Below are 21,390 nucleotides of genomic sequence, written 5' to 3' on the forward strand. Positions count from 1 at the left end.
GTATCTGGACTCAATCTATTTGATCGACCTCAAGCACTGCCCTCAGGGCTTCACCGGTTCATTATTTGTTTTTAACTGGACATAAATAAACATCCGATTTTGCTGATCAAAAAATTCAGATTCCTTCCGTGACCAACAGCCAGGTATTGCAACCCCCTCTTCGTTGTAGCATAACACCGGAATATGCCCCCTTAACCAGACCGGAACCGCGCGGGCCTGAAAATATTTCTTCAAGGACTTTCCCGAAGGAACGGACGACAGACCTTCATTTCGTCGCACCATGGAAACCCTCACCCCCGCCCTGGGAGCAGGTACGACAGCGACACAATGCCAGCCGTCCTGACCAGAACGCCTGGCGTCCGGAACGCATAAAAAACGAAGCAAGCTCGATTGAGCCTCGCCTTTACAATCAAATGTAATAGCAGGTTCCGGTTGCTGACAATGCTGTATTCCTCCAGACACCGCAGACGACATAAAGTAAAGATCCCCCTGAAAACGTCGAATCTCGCCTTCAGGCCAGCAGATTTGGGGCGACCCAGCGCTTTGAGCGGGAATCAGTTCCTGCCATATCCGTTCGAAGCGAGCCTGCCCCGGAAACCCGCCCCCCAACGATTGCAACCACACTCGAATAACATTGCGCTGCCGATATTCCGGCAACTTGCCCAGCAGCGCACCATCAATGGCACTCAAACCGAATACCGAGGACCACCCTGACAATGTTTTTTGCACACTATCAATATCCCCCTTAGCAAGATCACGGGCCAACGCCTCATAATCTTCGCACAGAGCCATGGTGCGGAGTACACCAGATTGTGCCGCTGGCCATCGCTTCGTAATGGTCGGCCAAACCTGATGTCGAAGATAATTACGCTCGATTTCGATATCATCGTTGCTTTCATCATGAATCCAGGACAGACCCGCCTCTTGCGCGCAACAACTGAGTTCACGGCGACTGACTGTCAGAAAAGGACGAAAGATCATACCTTGATCCAGCTTTCGCTGACGCGGGATACCTGCCAACCCGGCCCCCGCCCCTTTGATCGCACGCATCAAAAACGTTTCGACCTGATCGTTACCATGATGCCCCTGCAATAATATTTGATCTGACTGCAATAAAGATGAAAAAACGTTGTACCGCGCATTTCGGGCCCCGGCTTCTAAACCGACACCTGCGGAGTCAACATCGACTTTGACCGCTTGGAAGGGAATATCTCGAAGTGCACATTGTTCGCGGCAAAACTGCTCCCAGTGATCCGCATTTGGACTCAAGCCATGATTGATGTGGATTGCATACAAGGGTCTATCAAGCTCTTTCCGGAAAAAGATTCCAGCTGCCCAGAGCAGTACCATGGAATCCAGACCGCCTGACAATGCAACCCAGTAACCGGACCCGTCAGGAACATCCACCATCAAGTCCCGAATTGAATCAGGCAGTGCGTCCGCCTTAATCATAGGTCAGATACACTTTCCTGGTACCGAGCATGTACCGAAGTCCCTGGACCAGTTCATCCGTTGGCAACACCGTCCAGGACGGCCCAAGCTCCAGCATTGAAAGTGCATCTGGCCGGGTATAACGAATATAAACCGGACAGGATTCGGCCTGACGATAGGGGCTCAACGTTTCCTGCAATTCCTGCATGAAGCCGTTTTTGATCGCCGGCATTTCAACATCCAGGACCATACCTTTGGCATGCTGACGGCGCGCTTCTGTAATATCGTAGCAGCGACGGGCATTTACCTTGATTCCGCCAGAGTGCCGGTCTTCACTGACCTCTCCCTCGACGACCAGTATGGTATCCATTTGCAGGTAATCGCGACTGACTTCATAAGCTTCCGAGAACAAAGCAACCTCGATTCGTGCGGTGCGGTCATCGAGTGTTATGAATGCCATGGTATCGCCCCGCTTGTTTTTCATGGTCCGGGCAGCAACCACCAGTCCAACAATATTTTGTGTGCTTTTATTGATCTTGAGATCAACGATAGAGGAACTCGAAAACTGCCGCACCTCTTTTTCGTACTCATCAAAGGGGTGACCGGTAAGGTAAAGGCCCAACGTGTCCTTCTCGCCATTCAAACGTTCTTTGTCACTCCACTCGCGAGCATCCACTGAAGCGGCATAGACATCCTCCCCTTCAACCTCATCGGGCACCACCTCACCAAACAGGTCTTCCATACCCGCATTTTGATTACGACTGTTCTGGTCCGCCCGTTTTACAGCCTCTTCAATACTGGCCATTAATCGCCCTCTGCTGGGGCCGATTGAATCCAGAGCACCGGATTTGATCAACGCCTCCAACGCTCGCTTATTGACTTTGCGAGCATCAACACGGGCGCAAAAATCGAAGAGATTCATGAAAGGCCCCCCTTTCTCCCGTGCATCCATAATGCTACTGACCGGACCTTCCCCCAATCCTTTTACCGCACCGAGTCCGTAGACGATATGGCCGGAATCATTTACGGTAAACGTATACTCACTGGTATTAACATCGGGCAATACCAGATTTAATTTCATCTTCCGGCATTCATCGATCAAGGTCACAACTTTATCGGTGTTCTGCATATCCGCAGTAAGCACCGCTGCCATAAACTCTGAAGGGTAATGGGCCTTGAGCCAAAGAGTTTGATAGGAAACAAGTGCGTAAGCTGCAGAATGGGATTTGTTAAAACCGTACCCTGCGAATTTTTCCACAAGGTCAAAGATTTTCATCGCCAGATCCGGTTCAACTCCCTGACTAACCGCCCCCTCTCGGAAGGTATCACGCTGTTTCGCCATTTCTTCGGGCTTCTTTTTACCCATGGCCCGACGTAACAAGTCCGCGCCACCCAGCGTATAGCCCGCCAGGGTTTGAGCGATCTGCATAACCTGTTCCTGATAGACGATGACCCCGTACGTCGGCTCAAGTATGGTTTGCAGACTGTCGTGCTGGAAATCAGGGTGTGGGTAGGCCACTTCAGCCCGACCGTGCTTCCGGTTGATAAAATCATCTACCATGCCGGATTCCAGTGGCCCCGGACGGAACAGGGCCACCAATGCGATCATATCTTCGATGTTATCGGGCTGCAGGCGTCGAATCAGATCTTTCATGCCCCGGCTTTCAAGCTGGAAAACCGCTGTAGTTTCCGCACGTTTCAACATGGCGAACGACTTCGCGTCATCCAGAGGAATGAAGGCAATATCGAGTTCCGATTCACCTTTTTCAGCGCGCCGGGGATTAATCATTTCCAGCGCCCATTTAATAATGGTCAGCGTGCGCAATCCCAGGAAGTCAAATTTGACCAGCCCCGCTTCCTCGACATCCCCCTTGTCAAACTGGGTCACCAGTCCACTGCCATCCTCATCGCAATAAAGCGGCGAAAAGTCCACCAGTTTCGTTGGTGCGATGACCACCCCACCCGCGTGCTTACCGACGTTCCGGGTAATGCCCTCAAGTTTGACGGCCATCTCCCAGACATCACGAGCCTCTTCATCCTGATCAAGATATTCCCGTAAGGGCTCTTCTGCATCAAATGCTTTAGCCAACGTCATCCCCACTTCAAATGGAATCATCTTCGATAGTCGATCCCCCATTGAGTAAGGTTTACCTTGTACCCGTGCGACGTCCCGCACCACCGCTTTTGCGGCCATGGTTCCGAACGTAATGATCTGCGAAACCGCCATTCGGCCATAATTTTCGGCCACATAGTCAATAACCCGGTCTCGCCCCTCCATACAGAAGTCAACGTCAAAGTCAGGCATCGAAACCCGTTCTGGATTCAAAAACCGCTCGAACAGCAAATCGTACTGCAACGGATCCAGATCCGTGATTTTCAATACATAGGCAACCAATGATCCCGCACCGGAACCCCGTCCCGGCCCAACTGGAACACCATTGTTTTTCGCCCACTGAATAAAGTCCATTACGATCAGGAAGTAACCCGGGAACCCCATCTGGGTAATGATATCCAGTTCAAATTTCAACCGATCAAAATAGCGTTGTCGCTCTTCCTGATAATTCGATGCATTCTTATCCAGAATAGATTCAAGCCGCTCATCCAATCCCTCTTCAGAGATTTTGGTGAAAAACTCATCCATCGTGAGACCATCCGGTATGGGATACTCTGGCAGGAAGTACTCACCGAGGCGCACATCTACGGTACACCGCTTTGCAATCTCAACGGAATTCTCCAAAGCCTCTGGAATATCGGCGAATAATTCGCACATTTCCGCTTCGGTTTTCAGATATTGCTCTTCGCTGTAGCGCCGCTCCCGACGGGGATCGTCAAGCGTTCTACTGTCATGAATACACACCCTAGCTTCGTGGGCATCAAAATCCTCCGGCGCGAGAAAGTGCACATCATTGGTCGCCACAACCGGACATGCCATCTCGGAAGCCAGATTTACGGATTGGTGGACACATTCTTCATCATTACTGCGCCCGGTGCGTTGCAGCTCCAGATAAAAAGCATCAGGATACAACGCCATCCAGTAGCGGAGGCGCTCTCGGGCATAATCTATCTTCCCCGCCAACAGCGCTTTGCCGACTTCCCCCAGTTTTGCCCCCGAGAGTGCGATTACCCCCTCTCGACACTGCTCCAGCCACTCGTAGCTTACGATTGGGCGCTCCATGTACTGCCCTTGGGTAAAGCCCAGTGATACGAGTTCAATAATATTGGCGTAGCCGGTTTCATTCATCGCATACAGCGTAATGCGGGACGGGTCATCCCGGTCATCCTGATTGTTCACCCACAAATCGACCCCGATAATCGGCTTGATCCCGGCACCATTACACCCTTTATAGAATTTCACGAGGGCGCACATATTAGACTGATCCGTAATCGCCACCGCAGGCATATTGAATTCAGCAATTTTGCCGATAAGGGGTTTGATTTTTACCAGACCATCAACCAGCGAAAATTCAGTATGGATACGTAAATGGATAAACTGTGGTGCCATGCTAAGGAATAACCTTTCGATAAGTGACGCTTGTACGGTAACAGGCCGAACAATAAGCGGGTAAAGCTGTCCAACAAAGAATAACTGTCGAACAAAATAGAGCCGTCAATAAAGTAGAACTGTCAAAAAAAACAAAACTTTTAAAACAAGAAAACCCATCAGGTAAGTTTATTACGCTGACAGCTTACTTTAAAGTGAATAAAACAAAGCACAATCAAACAGCCCCAGATCTTTTAGCGATCAACTCCAGTTCGCATAAATGACGCTACAGGCGTTACTGGATAAGAGCCATGATTTTTTTTGCGGATTGCGGGCCGTAGAGTACCTGTGACAACTCACCCGCCGGAGTAATTAACAAGGACACTGGCAGTACCTGCAGCGCCTCAAGCTCAAAGTGGTCGGCCGGATCCCCTGAAAGCGGTTCAAACTCGATGCCTAATCGTTGCATACTGCTCTCGAGTTTATCGCCGGAAAGGCCATCGTAATTGTAGCCGAACACAATCACATCCCCCGCGGCATGCAGTTCATTCAATTCCGGTATTTCAGTCACACAGGGCTTACACCATTCAGCCCAGTAATTAATCAGCCGCCAATGGTCTTGGCTCGCGCGCCACGCCTGACTTTGCTCAGGGTTGAAGGGCACCTGCTCTGTCACGTTATCCGTCATTGAAGATGCCATGCCTGGATCACGACCATCACAGGCCACGATACCAAAAGCGACGAAAATAAACTGCCATCCGAAACGTGCAGCACGCAAAAAGAGTGTTTTCAAAGCAGGAACAATCCAGAAGTCTTTTGTCAGGGTGTAAGCTTACTCAACTACTGTTAGAATAGCACCCCAAATTTAAGTCGACGTTAAGTTACGACTGAACTCAACGTCCCTACAAGGTTTCTTCTTTGAACTCACTACGGTACTGCAATGACTGATTCAATCCAGATTCTACATAACCCGCGCTGCTCAAAATCCCGTCAAACGCTTGCACTGCTGGAAGCGAAAGGAATTGAACCAGAAGTAATTCTCTATCTGGATACCCCGCCAACCGCGCAGGAGCTGGCAGTCATTATCCAAAAGCTCGGCATCACGCCACGGGAATTGATGCGGAACAAAGAGACAGAATTCAAAGATCAAGGATTGAAAGATCCAGAACTCAGCGACGCACAACTGATCGAAGCGATGATCAACACCCCCAAACTGATTGAAAGACCCATTGTCATCCGTGGCGACAAAGCCGTTCTCGGCCGCCCACCCGAAAATATCGATGAGTTATTCTGAGCTTGGTTATTTTTATCTCGATTAATCTCGGTTAACTATTCCAGATCAGCTTTCCCGATCTGATTTCTGATCACCATGCGTCGCCGTAAAGGCTGATTAACAGACTGAAAAGACAAATGAACAAGCAAGACGCCAAAATACTCATTCTTTACTACAGCCTGCATGGATCGACACGGGAAATGGCCATGTTGATTGCACGAGGCGTTAACAGTGTCTCGGGGTGCGAAGCCGTCATTCGCACCGTCCCGAAAGTATCCACCGTGTGCGAGAGCAGCGAACCCGATATTCCACTCGATGGCGCGGTCTATTGTAACCATGAAGACCTGCAATCCTGTGATGGCCTGATTATCGGTAGTCCAACCCGATTCGGTAATATGGCCGCCCCCCTCAAATACTTTCTGGATTCCACCGTGAATGAATGGGTGAAGGGCACACTGAGCGGCAAACCTGCCGGAGCATTTACCTCAACGGGAAGCCTGCATGGTGGTCAGGAAGCGACACTGTTAACGATGTTGATTCCCCTGATGCATCACGGCATGTTGCTATGCGGATTGCCTTACACCGAGCGTCAACTCGCTTACACTCGCAGCGGTGGAACACCATACGGGCCAAGCCATGTTGCCGGGGAAAACCATAACCATGCGATAAGCGAAGAAGAAAACCAGCTGTGCATTGCCTTTGGAAAACGCATTGCAACGATCGCTCGACAGTTGAAAGCAACTCAAGATTGATCAAGACGAGCAACCACCCTATCACAGACAACCTATGACCAAGACTGCAGAGAATTCAATGCAAACACCGTCCAGTGCCTTAGCCCGAAAAACCAGCATTTCCCATAACACGGCCATCGTTTCTTATATCGGATTGCTGGTTTTACTTGTTTTAACCAGTTTCGATGCGGAAATATCGCTGGCTCTGGTGCTCAGTATCAAGCTCGTTCCCTTGCTGATTTTCATTCCAGGGCTACTGAAAAAGAACTTTAAAGCCCATATCTGGCTCTGCTTTGTCATTCTGCTGTATTTTACACAATACTCTGTGCGGGCGTACCTCACTCAAGGTGACTGGGAACCAGTCTTGATGACACTGTTTAGCGTGACAACCTTTATCGGCTCCATGATGTATGTTCGTTGGGGAAAACAATTAGAGGCCAGCCTGTCACCGGTGCAAGTCCCGGATTCATAAAGACTTCTGTTAAAAAAATTGGCCAGCCGGGGAATCTGCTTCCATACTGAGTACGAACACTTAAAAATCGGAATGCTATGAAAGCTGCTATTGCAAGACCCCCGGAGAAAATACTGACTCTGCCCGATATCGCACTGGGCTTGGTCAACACAAATATTATCAGCCAGGATCAAGCCGACAAGCTTTTCCAGATCAGTGGCAGCGAGTCCGGCAAGAGCAGCCACCCGTTTCATACGATCATCAAGGCAAACTATCACTGCCTGCAATCGGGGGATCTCCTGAATCAGGAGTTTCTCTCCCGGTGGCTGGCAGATTGGGCGAATCAGCCCTACTACCATATCGACCCACTTAAAATTCAAGTCCGCAAGACCACCCAGGTGATGTCATTCGCTTTTGCCCAAAGACACGACATTATAGCTGTAGAAGTCACCAATGATCAGGTGACCATTGCCAGTGCCCAACCGTTTTATCACGCCTGGGAGGACAATTTACAACAAGCCCTGCAAAAGCGAATTGTTCGGGTTGTCGCCCAGCCGGATGAGATTAGCCGGTATACCATCGAGTTTTACCGCCTCGCCAAATCCGTTAATCAGGCCAGTGGCCAGAGTGCAGCAGCATCCCACAACGTCAATAACTTCGAACAGTTGATGGATCTGAAGTCGGAAGGTGACCATGATGCCAATGATCAACACATCGTTAATATTGTCGACTGGCTTTTACAATATGCCCATGAACAGCGGGCAAGTGATATTCATATCGAACCCCGTAGAGAACTGTCTCATATTCGCTTCCGGATCGACGGTATATTGCACCATGTTTACGAGTTTCCCCTGCAGGTCGGGGTTGCCATTGTCAGCCGGTTGAAAATACTGGGTCGCCTTAATGTTGCCGAAAAACGCAAACCTCAGGACGGGCGTATTAAAACCCGAAACCCGGATAATCAGGAAGTTGAACTACGTCTCTCCACCCTGCCCACCGCCTTTGGCGAAAAGCTGGTCATGCGGATATTTGACCCGGAGGTATTGGTCAAAAGTATGCCGGAACTGGGTTTCAGCAGTGAAGATCAGGCAAAATGGCAATCCATGGTCAGCCAGCCTCATGGCATTGTGTTGGTAACCGGACCAACGGGGTCCGGTAAAACCACAACCCTGTATACCACATTGAAACAACTCGCCCAGCCTGAAGTTAACGTTTGTACCATTGAAGATCCCATCGAAATGGTTGAGCCATCGTTCAACCAGATGCAGGTACAGAGCCAAATCGACTTGAGTTTCGCCTCAGGCATTCGCGCCCTGCTCCGGCAAGATCCAGACATCATCATGATCGGTGAGATTCGGGATATGGAAACTGCCGAAATGGCAACACAAGCCGCACTGACGGGGCATTTGGTACTTTCGACATTGCACACCAACGACTCGCCCAGCGCGATCACCCGACTGCTTGAGATCGGCATTCCACCCTATCTGGTGAAGGCAACGGTTCTTGGCGTCATGGCACAACGCTTGGTGCGCACCCTTTGTCCAGCCTGTAAAGCGCCGACGGAGCTTAATCCGGATGAGTGGAATCAACTGGTCAGCCCGTGGAAAGCCGGCCCGCCCAAAAACCCCCATAAACCAGTGGGTTGCCTGGAATGCAGAAACACCGGGTACCGTGGTCGCGCTGGCGTCTACGAAATTATGCCGCTGAGTGAACAGATCAAAACGCAGATTACTGACAATACCAGTGATGACGATATCCGGAAAACCGCCATTAAAGAAGGCATGAGAGGGCTGCGTTTGAGCGGAGCGCAAAAAATTTCAGCCGGGTTCACCACCATAGAGGAAATCCTGCGTGTAACCCCCGCACACCAGAGGTTTTGATTAAATCGAATTCTCACCATAGACTAAATGTTAATTGCAATAATTTAAGGGACATTTCCATGAAACGCACCAGAATGATAACCGGTATTTTTTTCTCCAGCCTGCTGATGTGTCTGTCGAATGTGGTTTGGGCACAGTCTGCAGCAGAGAAAGGTCTGGAAATTGCGCGCGAGGCGGATCGCCGGGACCAAGGCTGGGTAGACAGTACGGCCGACATGAAGATGATTTTGCGAAACAAGCGCGGCGACGAAAGCGTACGCTTGCTCCGCAGCAAAGGCCTTGAGGTTATTGAAGACGGAGATCAAAGTATCATCGTGTTCGATCAACCTGCCGATGTTCGGGGCACAGCTTTGCTCACTTACTCACATAAAACAGGACCGGATGACCAGTGGCTGTACTTACCGGCACTTAAACGCGTTAAACGTATCGCCTCGAGTAACAAGTCCGGTCCATTTATGGGGAGCGAGTTTGCCTTCGAAGACATGGGTGCCCAAGAGGTCGAACAGTACACCTATAAATACCTTCGGGACGAGAGTTGTAACGAACTCACCTGTTTTGTTATTGAGCGCTACCCGACCGACGAGAATTCAGGGTACAGCAAGCAAATCGCGTGGATAGATCAACAGGAATACCGCATCTATAAAGTCGAATACTATGACCGTAAAGACTCGTTACTCAAAACACTGACGCTATCCAAGTTCTACAAATATCTGGATAAATTCTGGCGCGCTCATGATAACTTCATGATGAATCACCAGACCGGGAAAAGCACACGACTCCTGCTAGCCAACTTTAAATTTGACATCGGTCTGGACAAGGCTGATTTTTCCCAAAACAGCTTGAAGCGTGCACAATAACTCAAACTTCCCCAACGCAGGCACGGTTCTGAGCCGTGCCTGCTACATCTGATATCCCGTTGCCCCCATCGACGCCGTTTAACCGCCACCTGACCTTAACGGGCTCACCAACTTGAGTAATCACTCTACTTTTTCAATGTAATCCATGATACCTTTTTGCAACCGAATAATCGGAGCCGCTTCCGGCAATGCAGTCGTAATACTCTCCACCGGATACCGATTACAACATCACATAGAACAACTATCACACTGAACAACTATCACACTGAACAACTATCACAACAAAAAATACAACAAGTAAAACACCATAATAAAGACGAAAAAGGATTAAAGAGGACCACCAAATGGCAAGTACACCGGAAAACACATCTTCCGTAGCCCTGTCGCGGCGCTCACTTTTGAAAACAGGCTTCATGGGCAGTATATTTTTGAGCAGCGTCAGCATGACAGCTGGGCTCAGTGGCTGCGCAACCCAGCCAGCACAACCCAAACCTGGACAGGATGCATCCGCAGTGCATCATTATCAATTCCTTTCCGAAGACGATATTGTTATGTTGGGTGTATTGGTGCCGGCGATTACGGGTGCAAACTTATCCGCAGAAAATGCACAACCCAAAGTCAGCCACTGCATCAAAAGTATCGATCAGGGCTTGATGTTAATTGGTGATGCCAACAAAAAGGAAGTTCGTAAACTCTTTGATCTGCTTAACTTCACCCCCACTCGGGGTTTACTGGGTGGCATTTGGTCCAGCTGGGAAAACACAAGCCAGGAACAAGCGACAGAATTTCTGGCATCATGGCGCTACAGTTCAATGGCATTGCTTAACAATGCCTATGCCGCTCTTATCAAAATCGTATCGCTGACCTGGTACGCAGATGAAACTAACTGGTCGGAATCTCATTATCCGGGTCCACCTGACTATGCAGTCAATGCCCTCCCCCAATTCCGGAAAGCTTGATCCCCCCGGAACCCATAATCAAAATAAGGACCACAGGATATGAGTGTAAAAGACATCATTGAGGCCGGTCTCACGTCCGGCAACTGGAAAACGACTGACGCAGCTACCATTGCCGAGAAGCTGACGCTGGAAGCAGATGTAGTTGTAGTTGGCACCGGCGCGGGCGGCGGCACTACAGCAGAAATTCTCAGCGAGAAAGGATTGAATGTCATTCTGGTTGAGGAGGGGCGACTCAATCGTATGAAAGATTTCAATATGAGCGAGTCGAAATCCTACCCGAAGCTATACCAGGAGGGCATGGGACGGGTAACCGCTGACGGAGCAATCGCCATTATGCAAGGCCGCACGGTTGGAGGCTCAACCACCGTTAACTGGACTTCAAGCTTCACAACACCGGATAAAACCCTGGACCACTGGACGAACTACCACCAGCTAAAAGGGTTCACCAAAGAAGCCATGGCGCCCTGGTTTGAAAATCGCAAAAAACGTCTGAACATTGAAAAGTGGGCTGTAGACCCCAACGCCAATAACGCCGCATTAGCCACGGGGTGTGAGGCGCTGGGCTGGAAACACGCCATTATCCCAAGAAACGTAAAAGCCTGCTGGAATTTGGGTTATTGCGGTATGGGCTGCCCAACCAACGCGAAACAATCCATGCTGATTACTACGGTTCCGGGCGCATTGAACAATGGTGCTCACCTCGTTTATGGTGCCCGCGCTGAAAAGCTGCTAATCGAAGGTGACCAAACCAGGGCTTTAATCTGTACTGCGCTGGATGAATCAGGCACCACGCCAACCGGGCAATCTATCGAAATCAGAGCAAAACACTTTGTCATCTCGGCGAGTGCGATCGGGAGCCCGGCGCTCTTACTCCGTTCCGAGGCACCCGATCCCTATGATCGTCTCGGGAAGCGCACTTTTCTACATCCGGTCAATGCCGCAATGGCAACGATGCCGGAAAAAGTCGATCCATTCTACGGTGCACCTCAGTCCGTTTATTCAGACGAATTCGTCTGGAAATACGGCACAACCGGCCCCATTGGTTTCAAAATGGAAGTGTCCCCATTACACCCCGGCCTGATGTCTGCCGTAATTGGCCAACATGGTGACACATTGCGGGAAGCCATGGCCGAACTGCCCCACACTCAAGCAACCATCGCCCTGATGCGTGACGGATTCCATCCCGAAAGTGAGGGCGGCACCGTCAGCCTGCGCGATGATGGCAGCCCGGTACTTGATTACCCGATAACGGATGTCATGTGGCAAGGTTTACGGGACGCCTATCTCAAAATGGCGGAAGTTCAGTTCGCTGCTGGTGCCAAAACCGTACGTTTGATCCATCTGGACTCACCGGTATTTACCTCATGGTCACAAGCCAAGGCATCAATACAGGCATTGCCAATGGCCATCCATCGTGCCCGATTATTCAGCGCACACCAAATGGGTGGCTGCAGTATGGGGGAAAATCCGAAATCATCGGTGGTAAACAGTCTGGGAGAACACCATCAACTGCGTAACCTCAATGTAATCGATGGCTCAACCTTCCCGACCAGTATCGGCGCAAACCCACAGCTCTCTATTTACGGAATGGCCGCAATGCAGGCAACCCACCTGGCCAATCGGTTAAGCGCCTGATCTGCCCCGAAAGCGATAGCCTCTCCCTGAGCACGGATCACATCTGAACCTGAGTCTCAGGGAGAAACCTATCCCCGACATTGATCCAGCACCTGCTGCCATGCTTTTTGATGGCGATCAACGGCTTTTCGGAATTCAAACCATAGCGATTTGGTGTGCATTTCGGAGGCTTGATGGGGCTCTGAGTCGGAATCCGGTTCGTAATCAAAGTAGTATTGAAAATAACGCATCCAGTCCTCGGGAACGACAATCTGTTGCTGTTCAACCAGCTTTCGGAAGAGGCTGACTTCGCGGCGATACACTTGATCCAGCTTTGTCAGATAAGGCTGTACGGTGGGACCATAATAATTGAAGAGCAAGCCTTTAACTCGGACCGGCATTTTTCCGGGTACAGGGCAAATTACCCCCCTGTCCAACCGGGCTTCAATCAGAGCAGAGATCTGATTCAACCGCGCTTGATAATATCCGGCACGATGGAAATAAAGCCCGAGACCCGGTAACACCTCCCAGAACTGGAACAACCGGATGTACGGGGTGAATCGGATTTCGGAAACTTCAAATAAGCGCTCCGACTCAATAACGCCGGGAACCGTGGAGTTGTGCACATAGCGGGAAATCCCCCCCATATCCCATTGGGAAACAGACTGTAAGCGTGCAATGGCCTCCAGCCACTGCTCGAATAAGCCGAGATAATCCGGACTCAACAGATCCGGTAACGCCCCCTCCAGCAAAGACTCAAACTCACTATCAGACTGACCCGCCCCCACTCGTAAATATCGCGCAAGCTCAACGCTACCGAAACTGCTATTCCAGATGACGGTGGCAAGTTGTTGCTTTTTTTGCTGCTGAAGTTCGAGCAAACCGGAAAGAAAGGCCTGTTTTTCAGTGGTCGAGAAGTCGGCATCCAGTGTAGAGGCCATACAGGCATAAAGCGCATGAAACAAGCGACTCTCGTAGTCCAGTCGACGTGAGGCGTGCATGACTTTACCCAGCACAGAATTTCGTTCACCAATTAAAACCTGCAATTCACAGCCATAGAGGTCAGCAAATTGCAGTAAGCCAATGGTAATCGGTGGGAGCTCGAGAAGTGTATCGCGACGTTCAGGTCTCGGCGGCAGATATCTGAGTCTCGCCTGAAGGGTATCTCGATCCTCGCCAATGTCTTGCAGATCCAGATCAAACGTGCCTTCTACACGATTTAAGTACTCGTCAAATACCGCGAGATCATTCGGTTTCTGCTGACACCCTAACAGTGTCAGCACCAAGCAGCCAGCCAAAGCTGACTGCAGAGAGGCCAGCCGTTTTAGCGCGTACCAATAAGCCACTGGTTGACTTCATCAAAATCCCGCGCAACCTCATATTGCGCTCCAGCAGCGGGTATCTCCCCGTCCCGGACAAGCCACACAGTCTGCATTCCAGCGGCTGAAGCGGCTTCAAGCTCGGCTTCAATATCACTCAAAAAAAGTACCTGTTCTGGAGTGACCCCCAATTCCGACAGAATGTTACGGTAAGACTGAACTTCACGCTTGGCGCCGATATGCGTGTCAAAGTAACCTTTAAAACAGGGTGTCAGATCACCGAACTCACTGTAACCGAAAATAAGTTTTTGTGCCGCTACGGAGCCCGAAGAATAGACATACAACGCCATACCCGTTTCCGCCCATGCGCGCAGATTGGCATTGGCATCAGCATAAACATGTCCCTTGAAGTGACCTTGTTCATAGCCTTCTTGCCACAACAAGCCTTGCAATGTTTTCAGTGGCGTGATCTTCTGATCATCCTGAATCCATTGCTGCAACTGCGCTACAACGCCATCGATATTATCGTCAGGGAGGCCGGCTAACGCGACCACGTCAGCCAACAAAGCCGCGACATCTTCACGCGCCTGATTCTGCTGAACAAATCGCGCCATATGCTCTGCCGCATAGGGAAACAATACTTCGTGGACAAAACGAATACTGCTGGTTGTCCCCTCTATATCCGTTACGATTGTGCTAATTTTAGGTCCTGAGGTCACTGCACCAGATCCTCGAACGCGGGGAATCGTGTGGCAATATCACTCCCGGTAAAGTCCGCTACCCAGCCCTCAGGATTGGAAAACAAACGGATACAGGTAAAGCTTGGCTCAGGTCCCATGTCGAACCAGTGTGTCGTGCCATCCGGGACACTGATTAAGTCATTCTGCTGGCACAGTACGACATAAACCTTGTCTTCCATGTGCAAATAAAACAGTCCCTGGCCACCGACAAAAAAACGCACTTCATCTTCAACATGGCGATGCTCAGATAAAAACTTCTGGCGGAAGGCATCTTTATCCGGATGTGCCGGAGAGAGACTAACCACGTCAGCCGTTGTGAAGCCACACTCGCCTTTCAAACGCTCAACCTCACCGGCATAAGCTTCCAGAATCTCATCCTGGCTTGCACCAGCTTCAAGCGTCCGGGTCGGCCAATGCTCAAAACGCACGCCTTTCTCGTTGAGCAAGGTGGCAATCTCGGCACTGTCTTCGGTGACAGTTACCGGGTTCACCGGGTCATTTTCGTTATAGATTCTTAATACGGTCATTTGCTAATCCTGATCATCTGAATTTCACATTCAATCAAAAACTCAAGCGCTTCGATATGGCGCAAACATTCCTCCATATCCTTGCCCCAGGTGTAAATTCCGTGCCCACGAATAAAATAGGCCGGGGTTTCCGGTCTGGCCGCAAGATACTCCCGGGACAGTGCTGCCAGTGCCGGGATGTCTTGGGTGTTGGCGAAGACAGGCAAGACAATTTCACCCTCGTGGGTTAACTGTCCGGCAAAGGCTTTTTGCAGTTCATAATCGGCAAACGTAATATGATCCTGCTCACTGAGGTAACGCGATAACACGGTGGCGTTTACAGAATGGGTATGGAGTACGGCACCAACATCAGGATACAGATCGTAAACCACCATGTGCAGCAATGTCTCCGCAGACGATCGACAGTCACTCTGAACAGCCTCGCCATCCAGATTGACCACCATTACATCATCATTACCCAATTTGCCTTTATGCTTGCCTGAAACGGTTATGGCGATATGTTGGTCGTCGATTCGCGCTGAATAATTACTGCTGGTTGCCGGGGACCATCCTCGCTGATAGAGAAATTGCCCGGCTTGAACAATTTCCGCTGCTTTTTGTGCGTAACAAGTGATATCGAACACGCGTCTTCCTCCAGTTAAGGCCTTATTATAGAGCCATTAATCGGGCAATTCACGTAAAAGGATTTAAAGCTGTACAGGAAGGTAAAAAACAGCTCTCTAGGTATTTCGAGCTGTTTTTTGGCACATCGAAACTAGGGTCTGTTCTATGCAAATCAGATGCGCTTGATAACCCTTTGTTTTTGGAGCGACTCGATCTGCTCTTCCGAATACTTCAAGCCTTCCAGAATGGCTGCAGTATGGGCGCCGAGTATAGCGCCCGGTTCTTCCACTGCACAGGGGGTTTCGGAGAACTTGATCGGGAAACCAATTTGATCAATTCCCCCTTCCCCACCAACCTGGATCACCATATTTCGTTCAACCATCTGGGGATGTTTGACAGACTCGTCCAAGTTCAGCACCGGCTCGATACAAACATCTTCTTTGGCAAAGAATTCGGTCCAATACACCATGTCCTCTGACTTGATTTTTTCTGCCAGCATCGACTTGAATGCGGCCTGATCTTCAGGTTTTTGACTTAAAGCCTGATTCATCCGATCAGGGCACTCCAGCAACAGACAGAGTTTCTGGACAAACTGAGGCTCCAAACCACCTACCGATAAAAATCGGCCATCCTTGGTTTCATAGTAATCGTAAAAACCGCCACCGTTCAGATACTCTTTCTCTGGCGCAGGTACGGGTGCACCCGCAAGGAACCCTGCCCCACTCATGGCGTTCAGGCTGAATGCCGCATCTGTCATGCTGATATCAATGTGCTGTCCCACACCGGTCGCCGAGCGCTGGATAACTGCCGCCAGAATGCCCATCACTGCATGATGTGAACCACCCGCAACATCAGCAACCTGAAAACCCAGCGGTACCGGGCCGGATTCAGCGCGGCCGGAATAACTGGACAAGCCGGACAACGCCAAATAGTTGATATCGTGGCCCGCGCGATCTTTATAAGGTCCAGTTTGGCCATACCCGGTAATCGAACAGTAAATCAGATTCGGGTTAATTTCTTTAAGTTGCTCATAGCCCAAGCCCAACCGCGCCATCACGCCGGGACGAAACTGTTCAACAACGATGTCGTACTCGGCAACCAACTGTTTCACAATCTCGATACCTTCAGGTTTCTTCAGGTCAATCGCGATCGATTTTTTGCCCCGATTCAAATAGCCATGGGCCGCCGAAACCTTACCGACCATTGGCGGCAATACCCGGACTAAATCCAGGCGCGTGGGGGATTCCACGCGAACCACTTCTGCCCCCATATCCGCCATCAGCATTGTGGCGTAAGGCCCCGGCAGTAGCGTTGAAAAATCCAGTACTTTTAGATTGTTTAACGGCCCGCTCATATCGATCTCCCCTGTGTGGCTATTGTTTTGAATAGGATGTTATCGGCCAACGATAAAAATAACCGCAGCACCGTTCAATGGTCAGTTTTTTCATCCGCATTGGCCGAATACATCATCCTCTGGTTGCGTCTGTAATCACACACTCGGTATTATAGAGCTACAACGCGATAACCCGGAGGTTAGTGCGATCAGGAATCGATCAACTGTGGACAGGACATGAATAAACTGACAGTTTCACAACATTTTGTGAAAGCGGCCTTAAGCGGTGCAAACTCCAAAGGATTTGATCTGTCACGGCTACTGCAAAAAGCAGGCATTCAACCTGACTTGCTGGACCAACCCAAAGCCCGAATACCGGCCCGTCAGTATGCGAAACTCATGCAGATTATCTGGGTCGATATGCAGGATGAATTCATGGGATTCAACCGGCAACGGAGCAAGCCCGGCACATTTGCGATCATGTGCCAACTGGCCATTCACTGCTCCAATCTCGAAAAAGTATATCGCCGGGCCTCACAGTATTATTCATTGTTCGAAACGCCGGTCGCCATCAAACTGTCCCTTCACGAACAACAAGCGACCCTCACCATTGAAGCGGCGGCACCGTTAAAAGATCCCTACCACTTTCTGCAGGAAAGCCTGTTGGTCATCTGGCACCGCCTGAGTTGCTGGTTAATAGGACAACGTATTATCCTCGACGAAGCCTTTTTTAACTATGCCAAGCCTGAGCACGGCGAAGAATATCAAAAAATCTTCTACTGCCCATTGCGCTTCGATGCCGAGAAATCCGGTTTCAGTTTCCATCGGCGCTATCTCGACATGCCACTTATCCGGGATGAACGGGAATTACGCAATTTCCTGAAAACGTCTCCCGCAGATTTACTGGCGCGCCCGGACGACAATCACAGTTTTACTGCGCAAATCAGGACACTGATCGGGAAAGACTTTACCGCCGAAACCCCGGACTTTGAAAGCCTGGCCCAGGAGCTGAACCTCAGCCCGCAAACCCTGCGCCGACGCTTGAAAGACGAAAATACGTCCTATCAGGAAATTAAAGACCATATGCGTAGAGACATTGCGATCTACCACCTCTGCCGACGGGAATTGTCTATTAATGACATTGCTGAGCTGGTGGGTTTCACTGAACCGAGCACATTCCACCGGGCCTTCAAAAAATGGACGGGTGTGACACCGGGCGCCTATCGTGAAGGCGAACGCGAGAAAGAAGAAGCCTGATTACAATTTCTGGCCAGGTTACATCACCTGGCTAGGTTGCTTTTTTTTACTGGGTTTCTGCGCTTTCATCTCATACAAACGCTGGTCGGCAAGTTTCAAAATATTTTTGCTGTCGATCACCGCAATTTGATCTGTTGCCGCTTCACCATAACTAATATGAACCGGGACGGCTTGCTCATGGTAGATCAGCGGCGTTTGCGCCAAATGCTCTTTGATTCGCTGCGCGATCAATTTCGCTCCTGCCCCATCCTGATTGGGCAGGATAATCACGAATTCATCCCCGGCGAAACGAAACGCGGTATCCCCGATCCGCACCATTTCCGTGAGATTCTCGGCAACAAATTTCAAATAGGCATCACCACAATCATGGCCATGATTATCGTTAACCTGTTTGAAATCATCACAATCAATAAACAACACCGCAAGCACCGAATCATGCCGACGACACCGGCTCAATTCTTTCTCCAGCGTCTCTTCCATTTCCCGACGGTTCTTCAACAACGTTAAAGGATCACGGGTCGCCAGGAAACTCACGCGCTCCCGAGCCACAACACTCGCCAGACAAATTGAGGTTTTCACAGCCAACTGACGTAAAAAGAAGCGATCTTTACTGGGCTCATAGCGGACAATATCTTCCGACCCCAGATTCAAACTGCCAATCAATTTGCCATCCACAATCAAAGGCAAAACTGCCAGTGAGGCGACATGCTCAAGGGTGAAACCGGGGGCCAGTAATCGATAGAACTCCAGATCCTCATTCACCAGAATGGGTTCCCGGGAACTTTGGGTAATGCGCAGAAAGTCGAGGGTATCTGCGATATGAACTTCATGCAAAGGCATTTGCGGCAGATTGGACAACCCCGCAACATCATTCGTCACGGCTTTACGGGTGAGCGTGAGCCAGACATACTCGATATCAAAGGAATCCTGCACCAGCCGAAGCACTTTTTCGAAAAAGTCGCGACTATGGGCAATATTCATAATCTGGACTTCAATCTCAAACAGTTTGCTGGCAATCTCTTCATTCTTGCGCGCCAACTGTATTAGTTCTTCGACACCCGGCAAATTTGAAGTGTCCTGTTTGCTCATTCGCGTTTTTGTGGAACCTGCTGTTCGCTACACCCTAAACCATTTTCATATAGTGTAGTCAAAGTTTTCAGGAATTACCGTAACAATACGTGATAGGATAGATACATCAGATACAAGCCTGAAAACCGCCCGGCTTGCGTCAACTTTGGACGCTACCGCAATCCGATTAGTGTCAAAAATTTGATTTATTTCTCGTTTAGGGTTGACGCTCCTGAATTCGAAATGTAATATACGCGCCATCTTGAACGGGAGGCAAAGCAGCCCGAAACAAGACACCATCGAGTTCAGAAAAATACAAAGCAACTCAATGGGTTGAGCCCGATAACCAGACGGGAACAATCAAAACGAATTACGCAGCTTGATGCGGGGTGGAGCAGCCTGGTAGCTCGTCGGGCTCATAACCCGAAGGTCGTCGGTTCAAATCCGGCCCCCGCTACCAACTCAGCTGAAAGGCCAGTTCGAATACTGGCCTTTTTAGCCTAAATCATTGCCTGATCAATCATCTTAATGATCACAATGTGTTGAGCCCGCCAACCAGACGGGAACAATCAAAACGAATTACGCAGTTTGATGCGGGGTGGAGCAGCCTGGTAGCTCGTCGGGCTCATAACCCGAAGGTCGTCGGTTCAAATCCGGCCCCCGCTACCACACCTACAGACCCAGTTGTATTTAATGATGCAACTGGGTTTGTTTTTATATGGGCATAAATTTCTGAGCCCTCTTTATTTATCTCTACTTCTCCCAATAAATCTTTTAAGCAATTTCTTGCTTCATTAACTTCACTTTTTAGCGATTCTTGTAGATCAACCACCATTCCCTTATAGAGCTTCTTGATATCAGGGAGGTCGGGAAGTTTTGTTTCTTGCGGAGCTTGAGACAACTCATCTTGCACGCGTGCCTTCTCAGCTTCAGCCACTTTGAGTTTCTTCGCTATTGATTCTGAAATACCGATCGCTCCAATAGCCTCGATATATCTTTCAATCTCTTTGTCTAGCTCATCAACTCTCTTAAGTAATTGTTTTCTGGACTCTCCTTCGTTTCTCGTTAAGTCTTCCAACACTTTCATTGTTTCTACATAAGCATATTCAATCAACTCATCACTAAGTAACATCTCTTGAATTTCAGATAATAGCTTTTGTTCAGCTTCCTTACGATTAACATTCACACCTTCACAAATAGCCGGGCCGCGATTCATGCGATTTGAACATCCATAACTGTGGCTACTTACAACAACAATCGGGGCTCCGCATTTGCCGCAGCACATTACGCCACCTAACAAAGAACGAACCCGCCCCCCCCTTACCCTTTACACCACCTTTATACCGAGACTCTTTGAAACGAGCTCGCACACCATCCCAAAGTTCATCAGAGACAATTCTCAAGTCTTGCCTTTCACTAACACACCACTCAGATTCAGGTCTCTCAATTCGGACACGCTTACCAGTATCTGGATCTTTAAGCCACTGAGACCTATTCCAAATATGTCGACCTCTATATAGCTCATTATTCAATAAACCCGAACCTTTGCTTGGGCTACCATATCTAACGCGTTCAACGTAATATTCGACAGCATCACAGAACTTTACCCAATATTTACTACTGTGATCCAAGTTGCCACAACAAATTGGCCAAGATTTGAACCACAAACAAAATCCAATATCAGGTCAAAGTTGATTGAACTAATAAACACTAAGTCTTTTATCCTAAAAACAGAATTGAACCTTGCATATGTCGTTAAGTTATTTGCAAAAGAAAATTCTGTTGAAAGCCAAACAATATTGACAGAACTATACCGATCAAACACTGACAGCATGTTGATAAATTTCGTTGTTACTCAGGCAATGG

19 protein-coding genes and 2 tRNA genes are annotated in these 21,390 nt (G+C 49.5%); 10 read left to right on the top strand and 11 right to left on the bottom strand.

Features of this window, described 5'->3' with window-relative positions:
• Positions 1-42 precede the first annotated feature (42 nt).
• From tilS to OLMES_RS18035, 3 genes are all read right to left on the bottom strand, one after another.
• Positions 43-1,452: a tRNA lysidine(34) synthetase TilS gene (gene tilS, locus OLMES_RS18025; RefSeq protein ID WP_087462539.1), complete on the bottom strand. Its 1,410-nt coding sequence runs from the start codon at positions 1,450-1,452 to the stop codon at positions 43-45.
• On the bottom strand, positions 1,445-4,933 hold the full coding sequence (gene dnaE, locus OLMES_RS18030) for a DNA polymerase III subunit alpha (protein ID WP_087462540.1): 3,489 nt from the start codon (positions 4,931-4,933) through the stop codon (positions 1,445-1,447). The genes tilS and dnaE overlap by 8 nt, the downstream gene beginning before the upstream one ends.
• A 274-nt stretch (positions 4,934-5,207) precedes the next feature.
• Complete coding sequence (locus tag OLMES_RS18035; RefSeq protein ID WP_087462541.1) at positions 5,208-5,705, bottom strand: TlpA family protein disulfide reductase; 498 nt, start codon at positions 5,703-5,705, stop codon at positions 5,208-5,210.
• A gap of 147 nt (positions 5,706-5,852) precedes the next feature.
• Between OLMES_RS18035 and arsC the strand changes: the two genes are divergently transcribed.
• The 7 genes from arsC to OLMES_RS18070 all read left to right on the top strand — a co-directional run bounded on the left by arsC (position 5,853) and on the right by OLMES_RS18070 (position 12,698).
• Positions 5,853-6,206, top strand: a complete 354-nt coding sequence (gene arsC, locus OLMES_RS18040; protein ID WP_087462542.1) for an arsenate reductase (glutaredoxin) — start codon at positions 5,853-5,855, stop codon at positions 6,204-6,206.
• Positions 6,207-6,322: 116 nt separating this feature from the next.
• Positions 6,323-6,937: an NAD(P)H:quinone oxidoreductase gene (gene wrbA, locus OLMES_RS18045; protein WP_087462543.1), complete on the top strand. Its 615-nt coding sequence runs from the start codon at positions 6,323-6,325 to the stop codon at positions 6,935-6,937.
• Positions 6,938-6,971: 34 nt separating this feature from the next.
• Positions 6,972-7,388, top strand: coding sequence for a DUF2069 domain-containing protein (locus OLMES_RS18050; RefSeq protein WP_087462544.1), 417 nt, complete (start codon positions 6,972-6,974; stop codon positions 7,386-7,388).
• A gap of 77 nt (positions 7,389-7,465) precedes the next feature.
• Positions 7,466-9,247 (top strand): GspE/PulE family protein, encoded by a 1,782-nt coding sequence (locus tag OLMES_RS18055; protein ID WP_087462545.1) that lies wholly within the window; start codon positions 7,466-7,468, stop codon positions 9,245-9,247.
• A gap of 59 nt (positions 9,248-9,306) precedes the next feature.
• Positions 9,307-10,104 (top strand): outer membrane lipoprotein-sorting protein, encoded by a 798-nt coding sequence (locus OLMES_RS18060; RefSeq protein WP_087462546.1) that lies wholly within the window; start codon positions 9,307-9,309, stop codon positions 10,102-10,104.
• A 344-nt stretch (positions 10,105-10,448) separates the two neighbouring features.
• Positions 10,449-11,063: a hypothetical protein gene (locus OLMES_RS18065; protein ID WP_087462547.1), complete on the top strand. Its 615-nt coding sequence runs from the start codon at positions 10,449-10,451 to the stop codon at positions 11,061-11,063.
• A 39-nt stretch (positions 11,064-11,102) separates the two neighbouring features.
• Complete coding sequence (locus tag OLMES_RS18070) at positions 11,103-12,698, top strand: GMC family oxidoreductase (protein ID WP_087462548.1); 1,596 nt, start codon at positions 11,103-11,105, stop codon at positions 12,696-12,698.
• A 68-nt stretch (positions 12,699-12,766) separates the two neighbouring features.
• Here OLMES_RS18070 and OLMES_RS18075 read toward each other — a convergent pair whose 3' ends face one another.
• The 5 genes from OLMES_RS18075 to OLMES_RS18095 form a co-directional block, all read right to left on the bottom strand.
• On the bottom strand, positions 12,767-14,023 hold the full coding sequence (locus OLMES_RS18075) for a DUF3080 family protein (RefSeq protein WP_087462549.1): 1,257 nt from the start codon (positions 14,021-14,023) through the stop codon (positions 12,767-12,769).
• On the bottom strand, positions 14,002-14,715 hold the full coding sequence (gene mtnC / locus OLMES_RS18080) for an acireductone synthase (RefSeq protein ID WP_232465142.1): 714 nt from the start codon (positions 14,713-14,715) through the stop codon (positions 14,002-14,004). Before mtnC ends, OLMES_RS18075 begins: the two co-directional genes overlap by 22 nt.
• Positions 14,712-15,263 (bottom strand): 1,2-dihydroxy-3-keto-5-methylthiopentene dioxygenase, encoded by a 552-nt coding sequence (locus OLMES_RS18085; RefSeq protein WP_087462550.1) that lies wholly within the window; start codon positions 15,261-15,263, stop codon positions 14,712-14,714. The genes mtnC and OLMES_RS18085 overlap by 4 nt, the downstream gene beginning before the upstream one ends.
• Positions 15,260-15,886 carry a methylthioribulose 1-phosphate dehydratase gene (locus OLMES_RS18090; protein WP_087462551.1) on the bottom strand — a complete coding sequence of 209 codons (627 nt, stop codon included), beginning with the start codon at positions 15,884-15,886 and terminating at the stop codon, positions 15,260-15,262. Before OLMES_RS18090 ends, OLMES_RS18085 begins: the two co-directional genes overlap by 4 nt.
• 152 nt (positions 15,887-16,038) lie before the next feature.
• The gene (locus tag OLMES_RS18095) at positions 16,039-17,220 is read right to left on the bottom strand and encodes a CaiB/BaiF CoA transferase family protein (protein WP_087462552.1); all 1,182 of its coding nucleotides are present in this window, start codon (positions 17,218-17,220) and stop codon (positions 16,039-16,041) included.
• A 216-nt stretch (positions 17,221-17,436) separates the two neighbouring features.
• On the opposite strand from OLMES_RS18095, the gene OLMES_RS18100 reads away from it, so the two are divergent.
• Positions 17,437-18,456, top strand: coding sequence for an AraC family transcriptional regulator (locus OLMES_RS18100; protein WP_087462553.1), 1,020 nt, complete (start codon positions 17,437-17,439; stop codon positions 18,454-18,456).
• Positions 18,457-18,474: 18 nt separating this feature from the next.
• Here the strand turns inward: OLMES_RS18100 and OLMES_RS18105 are convergent, their stop codons facing one another.
• Positions 18,475-19,545 (bottom strand): GGDEF domain-containing protein, encoded by a 1,071-nt coding sequence (locus tag OLMES_RS18105; protein WP_087462554.1) that lies wholly within the window; start codon positions 19,543-19,545, stop codon positions 18,475-18,477.
• Positions 19,546-19,907: 362 nt separating this feature from the next.
• Between OLMES_RS18105 and OLMES_RS18110 the strand changes: the two genes are divergently transcribed.
• Together OLMES_RS18110 and OLMES_RS18115 are read left to right on the top strand one after the other, a co-directional pair.
• Positions 19,908-19,984, top strand: a tRNA-Met gene (locus OLMES_RS18110).
• 132 nt (positions 19,985-20,116) lie between these two features.
• Positions 20,117-20,193: transfer RNA gene (locus tag OLMES_RS18115), tRNA-Met, on the top strand.
• Here OLMES_RS18115 and OLMES_RS29045 read toward each other — a convergent pair.
• Together OLMES_RS29045 and OLMES_RS29050 are read right to left on the bottom strand one after the other, a co-directional pair.
• Positions 20,150-20,824, bottom strand: coding sequence for a zinc ribbon domain-containing protein (locus OLMES_RS29045; RefSeq protein WP_408635159.1), 675 nt, complete (start codon positions 20,822-20,824; stop codon positions 20,150-20,152). The genes OLMES_RS18115 and OLMES_RS29045 overlap by 44 nt on opposite strands.
• Positions 20,766-21,191 carry a recombinase family protein gene (locus OLMES_RS29050; protein ID WP_087462555.1) on the bottom strand — a complete coding sequence of 142 codons (426 nt, stop codon included), beginning with the start codon at positions 21,189-21,191 and terminating at the stop codon, positions 20,766-20,768. Before OLMES_RS29050 ends, OLMES_RS29045 begins: the two co-directional genes overlap by 59 nt.
• Between the last annotated feature and the right edge of the window lie 199 nt (positions 21,192-21,390).

The organism is Oleiphilus messinensis (genome assembly GCF_002162375.1).
GTDB lineage: Bacteria > Pseudomonadota > Gammaproteobacteria > Pseudomonadales > Oleiphilaceae > Oleiphilus > Oleiphilus messinensis.